This is a genomic window from Pedobacter sp. (assembly GCF_040513095.1).
Classification (GTDB): domain Bacteria; phylum Bacteroidota; class Bacteroidia; order Sphingobacteriales; family Sphingobacteriaceae; genus Pedobacter.
In genome coordinates, this window is record NZ_JBEVDX010000041.1 from 1 (window position 1) to 19,668 (window position 19,668).

Genomic DNA, 19,668 nt, shown 5'->3' on the forward strand with positions numbered 1-19,668 from the left:
AGAACAGACTTTTCAGCGGCCTATCAAAGGCAACATTATTAGTAAATATAGAATCCTTAACACGCTGTAATACAATGCAAAATAAGCTTATTCAGTATATTATTCTGTATATTTGCTAAAAATCTGGAATAAAACAATAGGTAGAATAAACAGATAGTTTATAATGGCAGTCACAAGCAATAGAAAATCAGAAAGTTAAATATGCCAACAATATTATATTTTGCCTGGCAAAATAGCCAAATATAGTTCTGTTTCTGTAAAAAAAGCCTATAAATGAGCAAATCAATTTGACAATAAATTTGCGTAATACACCAAAAGGAGTACCCGAATTTAAACATTAACACCAGGCTGGTGTTATACCATCATATCCAATCCTATCAATGAAAATCCATTTGCGTATCCTGTTTAGTACCCTGCTCCTTTTTTTCCTGTCAACACCAATCTTTTCACAGGATCTACCGCCCAGGACTGATAAATTTTATTCGATGAGCGGCTTTGGTTTTTCATTTCCCATTGGCGGAAGCACTGATTTTATGCGGCCAAAATTTTCTACCACCATTGGTGCCAATATTGGCCTTGGTCCGGGAAATGGGAATGGCGGAATATTTCTGTATCCCAAGTTCAGCCTGCATGTTTTTGGTTACGATAATATCGAGACCGACCAGGAATTTAATTACGAACTTGAAAAAGGCAGATCAACAACCTATCTCTTAACAGTTGGATTCGGCTACAGGAAGATCCTCGGAAACGTAGCGTTCTACGGTTATTTAAATGGCGGTGGCGGATTTATACTTACGCCAAGACTTGCGGTGAGCCAGGGCACTAAAATTGCGGTTTTGAACAACAAGACAAATCATATGGGAATCATCGAGCCCGGAGCCGGTATAGAATATAATATTGGTGGTGCAAACCTGTTTATGGAAACGAGTTATATGCATGGCCTGGGAGATGTGGGCGGCAGACCATTCAATGCCATCCCATTGACCATCGGGATTAAACCCAACTTAAGCAGGTTATTTAACAAAAAGAAACCTTAGGCACTTTCTACGAGTTCAGCTTCCATAGCCGAAGAAGACTCGCTTTCAAATTTAGGAACATTGAAGCGCAGTACGACGCATTCTTCTTCTTTACTCACCTTCAGGATACCATTATTCTTCGCTACAAAATCGCGGCACAAATGTAACCCTAGTCCTACGCCCCGCTCATTCGACGTTCCATAGGAAGGCTCATTATGCTCCCGTTTAACAAAACGGTCGATATTGAGCTGATCGGTAACCGGGTTACAGATATCAATGAAGATATGGTTCTTGCTTCCCCATATGCGGATACGGATGTAAAAACCCAGCGGCGTAAATTTAATTGCGTTATCCATCAGGTTCCGGATCACCAGGTTGATCTGGTTGAGATCAGCAAACACGTCAGCGTCGTCATCTACCCTTAGCTCAATCCGGATATTCTTTTTATTGATCAGCGGCTGGTATACCAGCATCAGATCTTCCACCATTACCCGTACATTGAACCTTGACGGTGCCGTGGTGATTCCTTTCATCTGGCTTTGAGCCCAGTACAGGAGGTTATTTAAAGTGTTATGGATGTTATCCACATTCTTTCTGCTGTCATTCAATAACATCTTCACATCATCAAAAGTCAGCAGATCCATGTCACTTAATGAAAACAGGCTGATCAGGCTGTTGAACGGACTTCTAAGGTCATGGGCGATAATAGAGAAGATCCTGGTTTTGTCGGCATTTGCTTCTTCCAGCGACTGCACCATCTTCTTCAGCGCCCTGGTGCGCGAATCCACAATTTTTTCCAGCCGCTCATTCTGACTACTGATCAGGTACAGGTTTTCCTCCTGCACCTTAATTTTATCGGCGTGCTCCTGAAGCCTGGATCTTTTCATATCCTTTAACCTGTCTCCCAATGCCAGGGACAATATCAGCAGTTCGAAAATAAATCCCAGCGGAACAAAATGAATGTAGTTCTCATGGTACGGGGTTATACCCGAAAGACAGAACAGCAGCCCGATGGTTGTGGCGCAAACGTATGACCAGGAGATCACCAGGTATAAAGCACGTTTATGTCCTTTGAGAAAAGTCGCCACGCCCAGTCCCCATAAAACAAGCACGGTTACCGGCGTCAGCAGCTGACAAATGTCTGCGCAGGTGCTTTTATAACCAAGAACCGATACCCCGGTCAGGAAAATCCAGCTAACGCTGAGTATATAAAGTAAATTGACTGACCAGGGCAGTATGACCTTCAGGTTTAAAAATCTGTATGAAAAACCTATTCCGGCTATGGACCCTATGCCCAGAAACATGTGCGGGTGCGTATTGAGCAGAATACGGAAGTTACTGCCCAGCAGATAGGCATAACCCATAAAATAGCCGATCATGTAAATGAAAAGTGCCAAAATCCGGATGCTGTAAAAAAAGTAGGTTTGGTCTTTAGATTTGATATATACCGAAACATTAAACAGGAAGAGCGCCATCAGTATCCCGATTGTAATGGATTCACAACGCTCCGCCCAGCCGAGGCCGGTAATGAGGGTCTGGGAAAGTGCGATCTTTACAGGTACAACCAGAATGTTATCACTTTTTAAGCGCAGATAAACAGTCTCTCTTTTAGCAGGATAAGGGCTTACAGGTAAATTAAAGATATACTTGCTGCCCGCGATAACTTTTGGGTTGTCCGCTGCAATACTGCCGGTATGGATACGGCTGAATTTACCCGGAGAGGTTTCGGAGTAATAGTCGATACTTTCAATATTTGCATAATCAATCACCAGATAAGCATCGTCCTGCAAAGAATTTAGATAGGAAACCTTCAGCCAGTATGCGGCTTTTGAATTTCCGAAATTGAGTACATTCGCAGCTGATTTAACAAATTGATGGCTTTTATCAGCAGCAATAACCTGCTGCAGTGACAAACCTGCATTTTCATCCCTGAGGTAGCTTAAAGATTTGCCCAGACTCTCATAAGGCATCATTTTTCCAATCACAATCACCTCACTGTGCGAGGCCACTGAGATCAGGCAAAATAATAAGATGACTAGAGAGCGCATTAAGTATATGTGTATGAAACAAATATAACGAATTACAGCGATATTGTTACGGGTATTTTGGGCCTTATTATTTTATCAGGAGAGACAGGATTTATTGAATTACTGGTATCGCAGGAAACAAAAGAAGCCCGCTTAATGTAAAATAAGCGGGCTTCTTCAATTATTCGTGCTTATGAAAATACCGGATCGGTATCCATCTCGAAATCTTCGTCACGCAGATAGATTACTTCCATGCTTTTTTCGTAGTTGGTAGATTTCTTGGAGAAGAAATCATGCTGGGTAGTTTCGCCATTTAATCCATTCAAAACAATAGAGTTAATAGCTTTAACCTCAAATATCTCTTCAAAACCCAGGTTCATCATAGCCTTGTTTGCGTTGTAGCGGATATACTCCTTTACATCGGCCGTCAGTCCCACTTCAGTATACAATTCGTCAGTATACTTCAGTTCGTTTTCATACAGTTCCATCAGCAGGTCTACCAGTTCAGCCTTGCTTTTTTCCGGATCAGGAAGTTTTTTGTAAACATCCTGCGCAAGCAGACCAACAAATACGCCGTGAATAGATTCATCTGCAACAATCTTTTTGATGATATCTGCACTGGCCACCATCTGCCCCTGTCCTGACAACCACAATGGCATAAAGAAGCCACTGTAGAAAAGGAAGGTTTCGAGCAGTACAGAAGCTGCAAGACCCATAAAGAGCGTTTCGTTGCTCACCTGATCCGCATCCAGCTTTCTGTAGTATTTATCAATTGTAGCTGCTTTAAACTGCAGCAGCTTATTGTTTTCTACCCATTCAAACAGTTCGTTGATCTCTGCAGTAGTAGCTACCGTAGTAAAGATTGTTGAGTACGATTTTGCATGAATCGCTTCCATCATACACATAAACGACAATACTGCCTTGTTCTGCAGTCCGTCAATATGATCCAGCAGCTTTGGCATCCCTGTGTGGCTCTGCAAAGTATCCAGCAGGGTTAATCCGCCAAGTGCCCTTTTATAAGCTTCCTGAATTTCAGGAGCCAGTGTTTTCCAGATATCAATGTCTTTGGAAGGAATGTACTCCGTATCCACCCAGAACTGGCGTAGGTTCTGTTCCCAGAACATACCTGCGTAGTCGTTTTCGGGTGTGTTCCAGTTTACTGCTTTATAATTGCTCATCTTTTTTCTTAAATAATAGGTTTATACTGAACAAGACACACATTCATCAATACCAGCTTTCCTTGTACGGGTATAATACAGGGATTTCAATCCCATTTTATGCGCATAGATGTAATACTTGGCGATATCACGTGTGGTATCTTTCGTATTCGTGTGCAGGATCGTGGAGATTCCCTGGTCCACATGTTTCTGGATCACTGATATCAGGCGCAATACATTTTTCTGGTCCATATCATATGCTGATTTATAGAAGAAGTAATTGTCATTGTCCAGATATGGCATCGGATAATAAGTTGTACTGTCACCATACTCCCTTACTTCAATTACATCCACTACAGGCATCACAGATGCCGTAGCGTTCATGATGTATGAGGTCGACTGGTTAGGTGCAATAGCGAGCCTGTAAGCATGGAAAATACCATGTTCCTTCACATCATTCATCAGTTGCGTCCAGTCTGCTGCTGTTGGTATTTCAACACCATCAAACAAAGCAGCGATTTTATCATTTACAGGAACAATGTCTTTAGCTATGTACTGGTTAAAGTAGTTTCCGTTTGCGTATTCCGAAGATTCAAATCCTACAAAAGTCTCTTTTCTTTCCCTTGCAATCTCCATAGAGCTCTGCAGCGAGTAAAAATTAACCATCATAAAGAACACATTGCAAAAATCCAGTGCTTCTTTACTTTCATACATGATAAAGTTTTTGGCCAGGAAACCGTGCAGGTTCATTGCGCCAAGCCCTACACTGTGCAGTTCTTTGTTTGCCTTCTGTACCGATGGTACCATCGCAATATTGGTGATGTCAGAAACGATAGTCAGGGAACGCATAGCTGTTTTCACTGCTTCCTTAATCCTCTTGTTGTCCATTACCGTAGCAATGTTCAATGAGCCCAGGTTGCAGGAAATACCGTAACGGATTTTGTCTTCGGTACCATAGATCTCGATGTCAGAAACATCAGAGATCTGCATGATCTCTGTGCAGAGGTTAGAGAACTTAACATTTCCTATATCTTTCAGCGCATGGCTTCTGTTGGCATTACCTTTGAAAAACAGGTACGGGTAGCCACTTTCCTTTTGTGTCTGCGCAATTTTCACCATCAGGTGGCGTGCGTTTACCTTTTTCTTTTTTACTGCAGGATTGGTTACGAGTTCTTCATACATCTCGTCCATATCCATTTCCTCCAGGTATTTGCCGTACTGCTTCAATACCGTATGCGGGTGGAATAGGTAACAGGCTTCATCCTTCTCGGCGAGCTCCATAAACTTGTCAGGAACCACTACACCGATAGACAGGGATTTGATCCTCACCTTTTCATCTACATTGATCTTTTTACAGTCCAGGAACTCCTCGATATCTGTATGGAAGACATTCAGGTACACTGCTCCTGCTCCCGGACGTTGTCCAAGCTGGTTGGCGTAAGAGAAGGTATCTTCCAGGATTTTCATGATCGGCAGTACACCGCCTGCGCGACCTTCCACATCCTTGATAGATTCACCCCTGGCGCGGATTTTTGACAGGTTGAATGATACGCCCCCCCCGATAGAAGAGAGTTTCATGGCCGAATCAATTGCGTATCCGATACCATTTAAGTTATCACCGATCTCGTCTAAAAAGCAGGATACCAATTCTCCAGAGCGTTTTTTACCTGAGTTTAAGAAGGTAGGTGTTGCAGGCTGGTATTCCTGGTTGATCAGCATTTCTGCATATTCGAGTGCCTGTTTTACATCGCCTCTGGCCAGGAACAGGGAAACCGCTACAACGCGGTCTTCATAACGCTCCAGAAATTTCTCCCCGCTGTCATCCCTGAGGGCATAACTCTGGAAGAACTTGAATGCGCTCATGAACGACTGAAACCTGAATTTCTTGGCGTAAACCATATCATACACTTCCTGCATCTGCTCAAATGTGTACCACTGGTAAAAGTCGATATAATATTCCTGTTCAATCAGATAGTCGATTTTTTCTTTCAGGGTGTAAAAGAAAACCGTGTTTTTGTTGACGTAGTCAAGAAAATAGGAACGTACGGCGTCCTTATCTTTGTGAAGGCTGAATTCGTCGTCATTTTTTACCATGATCTCGTTGTTCAGCAAGATCCATTTTTTCGTTACCATATATTTAGCCCTCTATATTATCTATAAATTTTTGAATGTCTGCCATAGTGCCCGAAAGCTCAAACTGCATCAGCACCGGCAGGTTAAATTGCGCTGAGATCTTTTTTGCTGCCATCCCGTAATTAGGGCCCCAGTTTTTGTTGCCGCTTGCGGTGACCGACTTGATCAGGCTGCTGTTCTCTTCCAGAAAACGCTGCGTTGAAAGCGGTACTTCCCCAAAGCCGGTGGTATAGGTAATCAGGTGCCCGGCATGCTGTGGCTGGAAGGAATCCCCTATCTTCTGTACACTCCAGTCGCGCTGCAGTTTCAGACGGTTTACAAACCGCTCCACATTCCCCGTTTTACTGTCGTAATAAATCCAGGTCATCAGCTTCAGCTATTTTAATTGCTAAGAGGCCAGCAGGGCCGATAATTCCTCTGGTTTAAAACCAATTACGCGCTGCAGTTCCTGCTCCTGTTCTATCAGGATTACTGTCGGAACTGAACGTACCCTGAACTGCATCGCAAGTTCCGGTTGGTTAAATGGATTTATTGTTTCGTATACAACACCTTTTCTGTCAAGGTATTCTGAAACCATGTTGCAGGGATTGCAATCTTCTTTTTCAAATTTGATGATTCTTTTTGTGCTCATTTGCGAAGGTATATTTTTAATCAGCCGGCCCTCAGGCCAACCTGTTTTATGGGAGATCAAAAATGCAAATTTCGACGTGGAATGATTCTAAATGTTATCAACACCAGTGGAAAAGACGCAAGGAATTATGACTTATTCCTTACCCATGGACATAAAAAAACAGTTATACTTATGTACAACTGTTTCGCAACACACTCGGAAAAAGATTATTGGCTTAAAAAAACCACTGTGGCAATGCAGCCCCCGGGTTGTTGGTAACTCCTTTTTAATTGATGGTAATTGTCCTTACCTGACCGTTTGCACCGGCCCTGTTTCCACGGAACTGTTTTCTGCGTGCCTCCATTTTTACGCGGTATTGTTCCGCCGTAATCGGCACCACTTTTTTAGGCAGGTTTACATCTTTATCGCTCACTTTCCGGAACTCTATGCTTTTGGCATATACGTGCGTGCTCTTCCCTTCGATAGCCAGCACCGCTCCTTCAGTCCACATCGCCGGAACAGGCGAAAAATCAAATCCCAGGTCATTGGTATACCACAGACTGGTTTCATCTGTAAAAGTCTTCTCTTCCTCCAGGATCTTGCGTTTCATGGTTGTTTTCACCATTACTTTATGACAGGGAAAACCAAGGATACTTTTTGTTTCATCCGTTTTTACATATTCTACAACCGGTTTTGCCTGCTGCATGCCCATACCCTGCACAGACAGGTCTCCCAGTTTATCCTGCATGACAAAAGAAGTATCATTCAGGTCGAACACCGAGGATAACTGATGATCGGCAAAGCTGTAGTAATAGTCTTTATTGGAACCACCAAAGCCGCCAAAACGGAAACCTCCGCCCTGCGTGCCACTGCTGTTGTTGCTGTCTTCCATATCCTCTACCGGCATGTAGCTGGCGTGGCTAAGGGTAAACAGCAGTTCATAGTTGGAAACCGAGCTTTTGGGCATTCTGGCCAGCGCCTGCTCGCTTAATTTGATGCCGTTTGCTGCAGCCATAGCTGCCGGATCAAAAGTACTTTCAAATTGAATGGCACCCGTTTTTTTGGGCTGTGCCTTTAACTGGGCAGTCATACCCAGTAAACAGATTGAGGCGATAAGTAATGTCTTCATCGTATTTCAAATTAATATTCAGTGCTTTCCAGCCATCCGTTAGCGAGTACATCAGCCAGGTGCATCGTCTTCAACGACAAGTTGTTCTTGTCGATATATCCCTGCAGATGCATCAGGCAGGACAAGTCTGTCGAAATGATATAGTCGGCGTCCTGATCCAGCGCATGGTTCACTTTCTGCTCGGCCATGGCCGATGAAATGGCATCAAATTTTACCGCAAAAGTACCACCAAAACCGCAGCACATATCCGTATCTTTCATTTCCAGCATCTCCAGTCCATGCACCTTTTCCAGCAGCTGTCTCGGTTCTTCCTTGATCTTGCATTCGCGCAGACCGCTGCATGAATCATGATAAACGGCCTTACCTTCCAGCTCAGCACCAAAATAATCTTTTTTCAGCACATTGATCAGGAAATCAGATAACTCAAAGATATTGCCCTGCAGGGTCCTGCATTTGTTATGCACATTGGAATTGGTGAATAAATCGTTAAAGCCACTTTTCACCATTCCTACACAGGAGGCAGAAGGTGCAACAATATAGTTTGTTCCGGAGAAGTCGTTCAGGAATTTAGTACCCGTTTCCTTTGCCTGTTCCCAATAACCGGCATTGTAGGCCGGCTGTCCGCAGCAGGTCTGACCAGGATTATAACTGACATCACATCCTGCCTTCTCTAGGAGCTTGATCGTGCTGAATGCTGTCTCAGGGTATAACTGATCGACAAAACAAGGGATAAATAATTCTACTTTCATCTATAATTTATTGTATTTATTTGTCAGGCAGCTGCCGTATCCGGCTCTACCTTACGCAACAGCACCAAAAATATAAGTCCTGCTACAAAAAATGCAGCGAGGGCAATCAGCGAATTCTGCATGCTGCCCGTAAATTCTTCAATATAGCCAAAACTAAACATACCGATCACCAGGGCTACCTTTTCAGTCACATCGTAAAAACTGAAAAACGAGGTATGGTCAGGGCTTTCCTGCGGCAAAAATTTAGAATAGGTAGAGCGTGAGAGTGCCTGTATGCCTCCCATGATCAGCCCTACAGTAGCGGCAAGGCAGTAAAACTGCATTTCAGTAGTTGTAAAGTAGGCTCCTGCACAGCAGGCGATCCAGATGATGACCACCCCGATCAGCACCTTCACATTGCCAAAATATTTTTTGGAAAGCCATGACATCAGCATTGCCCCGGGGATAGCCACAAACTGCAGCAGTAAAATCGTAGCGATGAGCTTTGAGGTGGGCAGGTGTAACTGTTTTTCTCCAAAGATCGTTGCCACCAGCATAACCGTTTGCACTCCCATCGAGTAAAAAAAGAAGGCCGTAAGGAACCTCTTGAGGTAAGGCATATGCTGCAGTTGTTTCCACACATTCTTCAGTTCATTAAAACCTCCTGTAAGCCAGTTGCTTTTCGCTTTCTTCAGATCTGCAGTCCCTTTAGGTAAGTTCCTGAAAGGAATTTGAGCGAAGAGCATCCACCAGATCCCTACCAGCAGGAATGACAGGCGCGAGGCCTGGGCTTCGCCCGATAAACCAAAAACCGAAGGAAAAAAGACAAAGACAAAACAGATCAGCTGCAGGATGATGCTGCCGATATATCCGTACGCATAGCCTTTGGCGCTTACGCTATCCTGGGTATCGAGCGTAGCGATCTCCGGCAAATAAGAATTATAAAACACAAGACTTCCCCAATAGCCTATGGCAGCCAGGACAAACAGCACAACACTGATCTGCAGCGTATCAATTTCGAACACGTACAGACCACAGCAGGCAAGCGCGCCAGCGTAGGTAAAGATCTGCATAAACAGCTTTTTGCTGCCTCTTGTATCCGCTATGGAAGACAGGATGGGCGACAAAAAAGCAATCACCAGAAAGGCAAAAGCCAGGGCATAATTATATAGCACAGAATTAATAAACCTGCCACCCATAAAATTCACATAATCAAGAGTCTCATTATCTTTATCTGAAGTAATGATGGTGTAATATGCAGGGAATATCGTAGAGGTTATTACCAGGTTATAAGCCGAGTTTGCCCAGTCGAAAAATGCCCAGGAACGGATTACCTTTTTATCATTTTTTGGTGTCATCTGTGCAGCAGAATTACAGGATTTAGTTTACTTTTTCAAGTTTATAAGTACCGGTTTTTTTCTCCTGTAATTTCTTAGGACTTCCTTTATAACTGATATCTGCAGAACCCGTACTGTTGATATTCAATTCATTCAGCACATTGATCTTCAATTTAGCAACGCCTTCAACACTGATATCAGAAACGCCGGTTACAAAATCAAAAGCTGTCAGCTGAATAGCTCCTTTGCCTTTCAGTTCATGTACACCAGCCTGTCCAAGCAGTGCTACATTCGCAGCACCATCGGTGTTGGTCGTCAGCTTGCCCGCATTCATTTGCATCATCATCATGGTTGCACCGGATAAATTCATTTCTAGATCATTTACATTGATCAGTGAGGAAGTATAAATATGGCCTGCACCATCAGCTTTTAGTTTCTTGAGATCACCGATGCCTGCACTGATGATGATCGAATCCTTGCCGCAATAGGATTTTGCATCCAGCTTCAGTTCCAGCTCATGGCCGCTTACTTCAACCTTTACAAGCCCGATTACTGCTGAATCTGCCTGTACATTGACTTTATAGGTGCTGTCCTGACGCATCACCAGCCTGATAGGGCCGCTTACCTTAATTTCGTCAAATGGTTTAAGCGCAAAATCTCTTGTAGCATGTATTCCCAGATCTTCCACACATTTGGATTTACATGCAGTAAACAGCACGGGCAGGACTAACAGGTAGAGTAGTTGTTTATTCATCATAGTATTTGAACATTAAATCAAAGATAATAGTTTTTGCCGTCAGTTTTAATTTTACCTGCATCAAGCAGTTCGCGGATCCTGCTGAGCTTTTCCTGATCAGAACCCGCTTTTATTTCCTGCACCAGTTCATCCAGTGACTGTATGCCCGTCTGCAGCAATGTAGCGATTTCAAAATCGATCTTATCTGTCAGTTCTGCAAGCTCTACCACTTTCTTTTCTGCCAGGCAAACATCACAGACGCCGCACTTATCCGCATTCGGCTCATCAAAATAAGCCAGCAACTGTATACTGCGGCATACCGCTGTACCCGCATAGGATAATACTGCAGTGATCTGTTCAGCCTGTACCTTTCTGCGCAGCTCTATATATTTTACATCTGTATCCAGGTGCATCAGGTCTACCCTTGCCAGGATATACTGCAGCTGGGGCTGGTCACTTTGTTTCAGGTAGGAAAGCAAGCCCTGCTCCTGCAGGTTGTTAAGCTGTCTCACCACATCGTTAAGAGAGATGCCCAGACGTTTTGCTATATCACTTTCACTGATCGGCGCGTAATGGTCAAACATCCCTCCATAAGATCTTAAAACGGTTTTGATCAGCGGATCGTATCCCGAGTTCTCAATCTGAAAGCGGTAAACATCTTCGTTGCCAGCGGTAAACATCAGCCTTGAGGGCAGGAAGATATTCTCTGATAAAGTGAGGTAACCGTCATGTTCCAGGAACTTGAGCGCTCCAATAGTTTTGATCACACCCAGTTTAAAGCGTTTGCAGAAATCTGCCAGGTCGAAACTGAAGCTTACACCCGCTCCGGCACCATAAGCCAGCTGAAAGTAGGAACCCAGGTAGTGATAGGTTTTCCTGATCTCTTCCACACTGGGAAAGCTGTCGGTATATTTAGCCTTCAGTGCCATCTGATCAGATCTGTTGGCCAGCAATACCGCAAAAGATCTTCTGCCGTCACGCCCTGCCCGGCCCGCTTCCTGGTAATAAGCTTCCAGACTTTCCGGAAGATCCAGGTGTACCACAAAACGGACGTCAGGTTTATCTATTCCCATGCCGAAAGCATTTGTTGCCACCATCACCCGGATTTTGTTCTGCTTCCAGTCGGACTGCTTCCTTGAACGCTCGTCCTTTTCCAGTCCCGCGTGATAAAAATCTGCCGCAATATTGTTCCGCTGTAAAAAGAGCGCCACTTCAGCAGTTTCCCTGCGGTTCCTTACATATACCAGTCCGCTCCCCTTCACATTGGTAATGATCCCGATCAGTTTCTTATACTTATCCTCGAGGTCGAATACCACATAGCTTAAATTTTTACGTGCAAAGCTTTGCACAAATATCTTTGGATCTTTGAGTTCCAGTTTATCCTGGATGTCCTGCCTTACGAAAGCTGTAGCTGTGGCCGTAAGCGCAATAAAAGGAACATCTGGATGGATTTCGCGCAGCGCGCTGATCTTCTGGTAGGGCGGGCGGAAGTCATATCCCCACTGGGAGATACAATGTGCTTCGTCTATCGCCACCAGGTTAACGTTCATATAGGATATGCGGGTTTTTACCAAATCGGACAGGAGCCTTTCGGGTGATAAATACAGGAATTTAACCGGACCGTAAATACAGTTATCCAGTAAAATATCGATCTCGCGCTTGCCCATACCTGCGTAAATTGCCACTGCATTGATTCCTCTGGCCTTTAGATTCTCTACCTGGTCTTTCATCAGGGCGATCAGCGGCGATACTACTATACAGATCCCTTCCTTCGCCATGGCAGGTACCTGGAAACACAGGGATTTACCTCCACCGGTTGGCAGCAGCGCAAGCGTATCCTCACCGTTCATTACCGCAGTGATGATATCCTGTTGTAAGGGCCTGAAGGAACTGAAGCCCCAGTACTGTTTTAGAATCTCTGTTTCTGTCATATTATATGCCCTGAGCAATTACAAAACCACATGCCCAGGCCCATTGGAAATTGTAGCCGCCAAGCCAGCCGGTCACATCTAAACACTCCCCGCCAAAATACAGTCCGGGCAGCTTTTTACATTCCAGCGTCTTGGATGAAAGCTCTGCGGTATCAATACCACCGCGCATTACTTCTGCTTTGTCGTAGCCTTTATCCCCGGCTGGTTTTACCGTAAACAGATGGATGGTAGAATAAATCGTTTCCATTTCAGCTTTTGTAAGCGAGGCCACTGTTTTGCCCAGCGGAAGGAATTTACCCAGCGCATCAGTAAATTTTTTAGCAAAGTACCTGTTCAGCAAGGTGGAGAGCAGGGTTTTCCCATTATACGTTCTTTCCTCTTCAATCAGCTCATTGATCTCTTCATGCGGCAGCAGGTTGATATTGATAACTTCCCCCGGCCGCCAGTAAGAGGAAATCTGCAATACAGCGGGCCCACTCAGGCCCCAGTGGGTAAACAGGATATTTTCCTCGAAGGAGATCCGGTCATTGCTGATCTCCACAAACACAGAATTGCCCGAAAGCTGTGCGTACCAGTCCTCATCCTTTCCGGTGATCGTTAGCGGTACCAGTGCCGGGGCGGTTTCAATGATGTTCAGTCCGTGTTTCCTTGCAAAACGCAAAGCGAAATCCGTAGCCCCCATCTTTGGAATGGGCAGTCCGCCGGTAGCAATCACTATTTTGCCGGCGGTTAAAGTATATTCTTTCCCTGCACGCTGATACACGACAGTATAATTTTCTTCTCCTTTAATAATATCAGTGACATCGCTATCACATTTGATCTTCTGTCCCAGGTCATCACACAGCTCAGTGAACATATCCACTATCGCCTTTGCGTTTTTTTCCTCCGGAAACAGCTGCCCAAGTGTTTTTTCTTTTCCATGAATGCCATAGGTCTCAAAAAAACCTATGGTATCTGCAACGGTCCATTGCGTAAAGGCCGATTTTGTAAAATGTCTATTTCCCGAAATGAACTGTTCATCACTGGCAAACAGATTGGTATAATTACATCTTCCCCCGCCAGAGATTAATATTTTGGCACCAGCTTTACTCCCTTTTTCCAGGACAACTACCTTCTTTCCAAGGTATCCTGCCTGCACAGCACACATCAATCCACAAGCCCCTGCACCAATTATTATAGCATCTGCATCCATCAAATCCGTTTATATTGTTATTTTTGTGCAAAATAAGCATAACTTTTTCATATCGATATGGCAAAACAAATAAGTGATTCAAAATTGGGGATTTTAGGCGGGGGACAATTAGGCAGAATGTTAATTCAGGAAGCTATTAATTATAACCTGACTACGCTGGTTCTGGATCCTGATACTGACGCTCCCTGTAAACATATTGCCAACTACTTTGAATGCGGTTCCATTACCGACTATGATACAGTATATAAGTTCGGTAAAAAGGCTGATGTGATCACCATTGAAATCGAAAAGGTAAATATTGAAGCCCTGGAACAACTCGAGAAAGAGGGCAAGCAGGTGTTTCCGCAGTCCCGTGTGATCAGGCTCATCCAGGATAAAGGTGTCCAGAAACAGTTTTTCAAAGAAAATGATATCCCTACGGCCCCTTTTCAGCTGGCAAATACAAAGGAAGATATGCTCAATTCACATATCCCCTTTCCTTATATGCTCAAACAGCGCAGGGACGGTTATGATGGAAAAGGCGTAATGAGAATTAACATTGCGGCAGATCTGGATGATGCTTTTGAAAGCCACTGCCTCATTGAGGAGATCGTGGATTTTGAGAAAGAAATCGCAGTGATTGTTTCCAGGAACTCCAACGGAGATGTAAAAACCTTTCCAATGGTAGAGATGGAGTTCAATGCCGAGGCTAACCTTGTAGAATTCCTGATCTCACCTTCTACTTATCCTGACCATATTCAGGAACGGGCAGAAACCATAGCTAAAAATATCGCAAGTGCTTTAAATGTAACAGGACTCCTTGCCGTGGAAATGTTTATCACACGCGACGGTGAGATCCTGGTAAATGAACTCGCTCCAAGGCCACACAACAGCGGCCACCAGACTATTGAAGGCAATTATGTATCCCAGTTCGGGCAGCACCTGCGTTCTATCTTTAACCTGCCATTGGGCGATACGCGTTCCATCAGCAATGCAGTAATGATCAACCTCCTTGGTGAGAAAGGCCATGAGGGTGTAGCTAAATACCAGGGTATGGAGAAGATTCTGGGACTTGATGGTGTATATGTGCACCTCTATGGTAAAAAATATACCAAGCCTTTCAGAAAAATGGGCCACGTGACGATAGTAGACCAGAACCGGGAGGCCGCTATCGAGAAAGCAAACTATATCAAAGAAACACTAAAAGTAATATCTTAATGAGCGTTAAAGTAGGAATAATTATGGGCAGCAAGTCTGATTTACATATCATGAACGATGCTGCTGATATTTTAAAGGGATTTGGAGTAGAATTTGAAATGACGGTTGTCTCTGCACACCGTACGCCGGAAAGGATGTTTACTTATGCTAAGGAAGCGGCTGGCAGAGGATTAAAAGTAATTATCGCTGGTGCTGGTGGAGCAGCACATTTACCAGGAATGGTAGCTTCTATTACGGTATTGCCGGTAATTGGCGTTCCTGTAAAATCTTCAAACTCTATTGACGGATGGGATTCTATCTTGTCTATCCTGCAAATGCCAAACGGTATTCCTGTAGCTACAGTTGCCTTAAATGCAGCAAAAAACGCAGGATTACTGGCTGTACAGATCCTTTCTACGGCTGATGATGCGCTTGCAGAGAAAATGCAGGCCTACAAAGACGATCTTAGGAAAGCTGTGGAAGAATCTGCTGCTACGCTGGAAAGTTTATAAGCTCATCTGGCTTCGCTAAAAAATATAGCTCTTGTATCAATGCTGCCTGCTGCTGAAGGGCACCAGAAGGCATTTGATACAAGAGCTATATTTTTTAGGGTAATCCTGATGCAGGATGCTTAACCCAGCGGGTTACAATTTCAATTCTACAAGGTAATCCTGATGCAGGATGCTTAGCCCGGCGGGTTACAATTTTAATTCTACTTAATTAAGGTTAGGGTTCTGAGGAAAATTACTGATGTGGGCATATTTGGGGCCCAGGTGAATGATAACATCTTTCCATAATTGCTCCTCATCAGTAGAAAACACCATATCTGAGTCGTATTTATCCGATACGATCCAGGTATTGGTTTCGATCTCTTCCTGCAGCTGCTGTTCGCCCCAGCCGGAGTAACCTACAAAAAACTTTACATCATCATTCGTCACTTCCCCCTGCCCGATCAGTGCTTTAAGCGTTTGAAAGCTGCCGCCCCAGTATACGCCTTTGGCTATTTCTATACCATCTGTAATCCTGTCCGGACAGCGGTGGATATAGTGAATGGTGTCTGTACCTACAGGGCCTCCGTAAAAAACAGGAAAATTTGCTGCGCCGATATCAGCGATCAGATCATCCACCATCAAAAGGCTGGGATGGTTTACTACAAATCCAAGTGTCCCGTTATCACTGTGTTCCGTTAATAAAACAACAGCCCTTGCAAAATTGGGATCTTTGAGAAAAGGTTCAGAAATAAGCAGTTTCCCTGCTGAAGGTGCCAGTCGACTTATCATTCCGAAAATTACTGATAATTTTAAAAAAACTAAAACCTATTTTTGTCAGATGGAGCTGAATAAAGAAAGTATTCAAAATTTGAGACAAGATTACCGGTCTGCACAACTCGCAGAAGCGGATGTGGACCCAAACCCTGTTGCCCAGTTTGGCAAGTGGTTTAAGGAAGCAATTGATGCACAATTATATGAGCCCAATGTGCTGACACTGGCGACGGCCGACTTATCCGGGAAGCCTACAGCACGCATTTTACTCCTCAAAGGATTTGATGATAACGGATTCGTGTTCTACACCAATTACTCCAGCAAGAAAGGGCAGCAGCTGGATGAAAATCCGCAGGCGGCTATGGTCTTCTTCTGGGCGGAACTGGAACGCCAGGTGCGCATCGAAGGTATCATCACTAAATTATCAGCAGAGGATTCTACAGCATATTTCCATTCACGCCCTGCAGGCAGCCAGATCGGTGCAGCAGCATCGCCGCAAAGCGCGGTGATCCCCAACCGGGAAGTGCTTGAAGATCGGGTGAAGGAACTCACATCGGCCTATGCCGAAAAAGAAATTCCGCGGCCCGAGCACTGGGGCGGATATGTCCTGAAGCCTTCACATATCGAGTTCTGGCAGGGACGCTCCAGCCGGCTGCACGACAGAATCACCTACACACATGAAAACGGCCTGTGGATTATCAACAGACTTGCACCATAAAAGTAACCGGATATAAAATGAAAAAAATAGCAGTCATCGGATCCGGAACGATGGGAAATGGCATTGCCCATACCTTCGCCCAGTTTGGCTACGATGTAAACCTGGTAGACATATGCCAGGAAGCCTTAAACAAAGGATTAAGTACCATTGCAAAAAATATTGACCGTCAGGTAGCTAAGGGTACACTGACGGAAGAAGAGAAAAGCGCTACACTGAACCGTATCCATACCTTCACAGATCTGAAAGAAGGTGTTCAGGAAGCAGATCTTACGGTAGAGGCAGCTACAGAAAACCTGGAACTTAAACTTAAGATCTTCAGGGAACTGGACGCCTATAGTAAAGCCGGTGCCATCCTGGCCAGCAATACTTCATCCATTTCCATTACCCAGATCGCTGCAGTAACCAGCCGGGGGGAAAACGTGATCGGTATGCATTTCATGAATCCTGTACCGGTGATGAAACTGGTAGAGGTGATCCGCGGATACGCTACCTCAGATGAAACCACAGCGCTTATTATGGATCTGTCGCGAAGACTCGGTAAAGCACCTGTAGAAGTAAATGATTATCCGGGATTTGTGGCTAACCGCATCCTAATGCCAATGATCAACGAGGCGGTCTTCAGTTTATTTGAAGGCGTTGCAGGTGTTGAGGAGATTGATACTGTGATGAAGCTGGGCATGGCCCATCCTATGGGACCACTGCAGCTGGCCGACTTTATAGGGCTGGATGTATGTCTGGCAATATTAAACGTACTTTATAAAGGCTTTGGCAATCCCAAGTATGCCCCCTGCCCTTTGCTGGTGAATATGGTTATGGCTGGTAAAAGAGGGCTGAAATCCGGAGAAGGTTTTTACGATTATTCCAATGGCAGCAAAGATGCCCGGCCCTCAGCAAAGTTTTTATCTTAACTTTACAACATGAACGAAAACCTTGATCCTTCCTTCGAAAGCCTGAGCCCTGGCGAAAGGGATATAGAGAAAGTCCTGCGTCCGCAGGCCTTTGAGGATTTTACCGGTCAGGAAAAAATCATGGAAAACCTGAAGATCTTTGTCAAGGCAGCAAAACTGCGTGGCGAGCCTTTAGACCATGTGTTGCTTCACGGCCCTCCGGGACTTGGTAAGACTACCCTTTCCTATATCATAGCCAATGAGATGGGCGTGGGGATCAAAGTAACCTCAGGCCCTGTGCTGGATAAACCCGGCGATCTTGCGGGACTGCTCACCAATCTCGAAACCGGAGATATCCTTTTTATAGATGAGATCCACCGTTTAAGTCCACTGGTTGAAGAATACCTGTATTCTGCCATGGAGGATTTTAAAATAGATATTATGCTTGAAAGCGGGCCCAATGCCCGTTCGGTACAGATTACCTTGAATCCTTTTACACTCGTTGGGGCAACTACCCGCTCAGGATTACTGACTGCGCCTTTACGTGCAAGGTTCGGGATCAACTCCCGTCTGGCTTACTATGACGCTAAGTTGTTAACCACGATCGTGCTGCGTTCTTCTGAAATCCTTAAAACACCGATCACAGAAGAAGGTGCTTATGAAATTGCGCGCAGAAGCCGCGGTACACCCAGGATTGCAAATGCACTGCTGAGACGTACCCGTGATTTTGCGCAGATCAAAGGAAATGGTACCATCGATACCGCTATTGCGAAATATGCGCTTACCGCATTGAATGTGGATGAACACGGACTGGATGAGATGGACAACAAGATTTTGCTCACGATCATTGACAAGTTTAAGGGCGGCCCTGTGGGTCTCAAAACTATTGCTACGGCAGTAGGTGAAGATGAAGGCACCATAGAGGAAGTATATGAGCCTTTCCTGATCCAGGAAGGATATATGATGCGTACATCCAGAGGAAGAGAAGTTACCGAAGCGGCTTACAAACATTTGAACAGATCCTTCGCAGCGCAGTCAGGCAGGTTGTTTTAAGGTAACAATCCTGCTGATTTATTTTCCCCTGTATTCCGGGCATCATTTATGTGTTGCTCCGCAGGATTCCGGAATAACACTATTATTCTTAAAAAACGCCTTCAAAGATTAAATACAGATACATGAATATTGAAACAAGAAAACTCACCCTTGAGGATTACAACGACCTGAAAGAGTCGATGGAACAAGCTTACGATACGCTGGGCGGACAGATCTGGAGCAGGCAAACGATCGCAAAGCTGCTGAAACTTTTCCCCGAAGGCCAGTTATGTATTGCTGTAGATGATAAAGTAGTGGCCTGCTCCCTGGCCATTATTGTAGACTATGATGAGTATGGTGATAAACATACTTATGAAATGATCACCGGAAAATATACATTTTCCACCCATGATGCGACTGGAGATACCCTGTACGGGATTGAGATATTTGTTTCCCCTGAATACCGTGGTCTGCGTTTAGGCCGCAGGTTATATGAAGCAAGAAAGGAACTTTGTGAAAGCCTTAACCTGAAAAGTATCATTGCAGGTGGCCGCATACCCGGTTACCATTCTCATGCAGAAACTTTAAGCCCGAGAC

Annotated in this window: 19 protein-coding genes; 7 read left to right on the plus strand and 12 right to left on the minus strand. The window is 44.5% G+C overall.

What is annotated here, in order from left to right; translation table 11 throughout:
- The first annotated feature begins 380 nt into the window (after positions 1 to 380).
- On the plus strand, positions 381 to 1,037 hold the full coding sequence (locus tag ABWY16_RS05735; protein WP_353903689.1) for a hypothetical protein: 657 nt from the start codon (positions 381 to 383) through the stop codon (positions 1,035 to 1,037).
- Here the strand turns inward: ABWY16_RS05735 and ABWY16_RS05740 are convergent.
- The 11 genes from ABWY16_RS05740 to ABWY16_RS05790 form a co-directional block, all read right to left on the minus strand.
- Entirely contained in the window at positions 1,034 to 3,064 is a 2,031-nt protein-coding gene (locus ABWY16_RS05740) for a sensor histidine kinase (protein WP_353903690.1), read from the minus strand. The genes ABWY16_RS05735 and ABWY16_RS05740 overlap by 4 nt on opposite strands.
- 170 nt (positions 3,065 to 3,234) lie before the next feature.
- Positions 3,235 to 4,221 (minus strand): class 1b ribonucleoside-diphosphate reductase subunit beta, encoded by a 987-nt coding sequence (gene nrdF / locus ABWY16_RS05745; RefSeq protein ID WP_353903691.1) that lies wholly within the window; start codon positions 4,219 to 4,221, stop codon positions 3,235 to 3,237.
- Between the two features lie 21 nt (positions 4,222 to 4,242).
- Entirely contained in the window at positions 4,243 to 6,333 is a 2,091-nt protein-coding gene (gene nrdE, locus ABWY16_RS05750; RefSeq protein WP_353903692.1) for a class 1b ribonucleoside-diphosphate reductase subunit alpha, read from the minus strand.
- A 4-nt stretch (positions 6,334 to 6,337) separates the two neighbouring features.
- A complete protein-coding gene (nrdI, locus tag ABWY16_RS05755) occupies positions 6,338 to 6,700 on the minus strand; it encodes a class Ib ribonucleoside-diphosphate reductase assembly flavoprotein NrdI (protein WP_353903693.1) in 363 nt (120 codons plus the stop codon).
- A 21-nt stretch (positions 6,701 to 6,721) separates the two neighbouring features.
- A complete protein-coding gene (locus tag ABWY16_RS05760; RefSeq protein WP_353903694.1) occupies positions 6,722 to 6,964 on the minus strand; it encodes a thioredoxin family protein in 243 nt (80 codons plus the stop codon).
- Between the two features lie 265 nt (positions 6,965 to 7,229).
- Positions 7,230 to 8,072, minus strand: a complete 843-nt coding sequence (locus tag ABWY16_RS05765; protein WP_353903695.1) for a hypothetical protein — start codon at positions 8,070 to 8,072, stop codon at positions 7,230 to 7,232.
- 11 nt (positions 8,073 to 8,083) lie between these two features.
- Positions 8,084 to 8,821: a (Fe-S)-binding protein gene (locus tag ABWY16_RS05770; RefSeq protein WP_353903696.1), complete on the minus strand. Its 738-nt coding sequence runs from the start codon at positions 8,819 to 8,821 to the stop codon at positions 8,084 to 8,086.
- Positions 8,822 to 8,844: 23 nt separating this feature from the next.
- Positions 8,845 to 10,158 (minus strand): MFS transporter, encoded by a 1,314-nt coding sequence (locus ABWY16_RS05775; protein WP_353903697.1) that lies wholly within the window; start codon positions 10,156 to 10,158, stop codon positions 8,845 to 8,847.
- Positions 10,159 to 10,180: 22 nt separating this feature from the next.
- Positions 10,181 to 10,894: a head GIN domain-containing protein gene (locus tag ABWY16_RS05780; protein WP_353903698.1), complete on the minus strand. Its 714-nt coding sequence runs from the start codon at positions 10,892 to 10,894 to the stop codon at positions 10,181 to 10,183.
- A gap of 17 nt (positions 10,895 to 10,911) precedes the next feature.
- The gene (locus ABWY16_RS05785; protein ID WP_353903699.1) at positions 10,912 to 12,804 is read right to left on the minus strand and encodes a RecQ family ATP-dependent DNA helicase; all 1,893 of its coding nucleotides are present in this window, start codon (positions 12,802 to 12,804) and stop codon (positions 10,912 to 10,914) included.
- A 1-nt stretch (position 12,805) separates the two neighbouring features.
- Positions 12,806 to 13,996 (minus strand): BaiN/RdsA family NAD(P)/FAD-dependent oxidoreductase, encoded by a 1,191-nt coding sequence (locus ABWY16_RS05790; RefSeq protein WP_353903700.1) that lies wholly within the window; start codon positions 13,994 to 13,996, stop codon positions 12,806 to 12,808.
- A gap of 57 nt (positions 13,997 to 14,053) precedes the next feature.
- Here ABWY16_RS05790 and ABWY16_RS05795 point away from each other — a divergent pair, with 57 nt between their 5' ends.
- Both ABWY16_RS05795 and purE read left to right on the plus strand, forming a co-directional pair.
- On the plus strand, positions 14,054 to 15,193 hold the full coding sequence (locus tag ABWY16_RS05795) for a 5-(carboxyamino)imidazole ribonucleotide synthase (RefSeq protein WP_353903701.1): 1,140 nt from the start codon (positions 14,054 to 14,056) through the stop codon (positions 15,191 to 15,193).
- On the plus strand, positions 15,193 to 15,684 hold the full coding sequence (purE, locus tag ABWY16_RS05800) for a 5-(carboxyamino)imidazole ribonucleotide mutase (RefSeq protein ID WP_353903702.1): 492 nt from the start codon (positions 15,193 to 15,195) through the stop codon (positions 15,682 to 15,684). The genes ABWY16_RS05795 and purE overlap by 1 nt, the downstream gene beginning before the upstream one ends.
- Before the next feature lie 204 nt (positions 15,685 to 15,888).
- Here the strand turns inward: purE and ABWY16_RS05805 are convergent, their stop codons facing one another.
- Positions 15,889 to 16,452 carry a YqgE/AlgH family protein gene (locus ABWY16_RS05805; protein ID WP_353903703.1) on the minus strand — a complete coding sequence of 188 codons (564 nt, stop codon included), beginning with the start codon at positions 16,450 to 16,452 and terminating at the stop codon, positions 15,889 to 15,891.
- Positions 16,453 to 16,501: 49 nt separating this feature from the next.
- On the opposite strand from ABWY16_RS05805, the gene pdxH reads away from it, so the two are divergent.
- The 4 genes from pdxH to ABWY16_RS05825 all read left to right on the plus strand — a co-directional run.
- Positions 16,502 to 17,152 (plus strand): pyridoxamine 5'-phosphate oxidase, encoded by a 651-nt coding sequence (gene pdxH / locus ABWY16_RS05810; protein ID WP_353903704.1) that lies wholly within the window; start codon positions 16,502 to 16,504, stop codon positions 17,150 to 17,152.
- Positions 17,153 to 17,169: 17 nt separating this feature from the next.
- Entirely contained in the window at positions 17,170 to 18,060 is an 891-nt protein-coding gene (locus ABWY16_RS05815; RefSeq protein ID WP_353903705.1) for a 3-hydroxybutyryl-CoA dehydrogenase, read from the plus strand.
- A gap of 9 nt (positions 18,061 to 18,069) precedes the next feature.
- Positions 18,070 to 19,092 (plus strand): Holliday junction branch migration DNA helicase RuvB, encoded by a 1,023-nt coding sequence (gene ruvB, locus ABWY16_RS05820; protein WP_353903706.1) that lies wholly within the window; start codon positions 18,070 to 18,072, stop codon positions 19,090 to 19,092.
- A 122-nt stretch (positions 19,093 to 19,214) separates the two neighbouring features.
- A partial coding sequence (locus ABWY16_RS05825) for a GNAT family N-acetyltransferase (protein WP_353903707.1) occupies positions 19,215 to 19,668 on the plus strand: 454 nt, incomplete at its 3' end.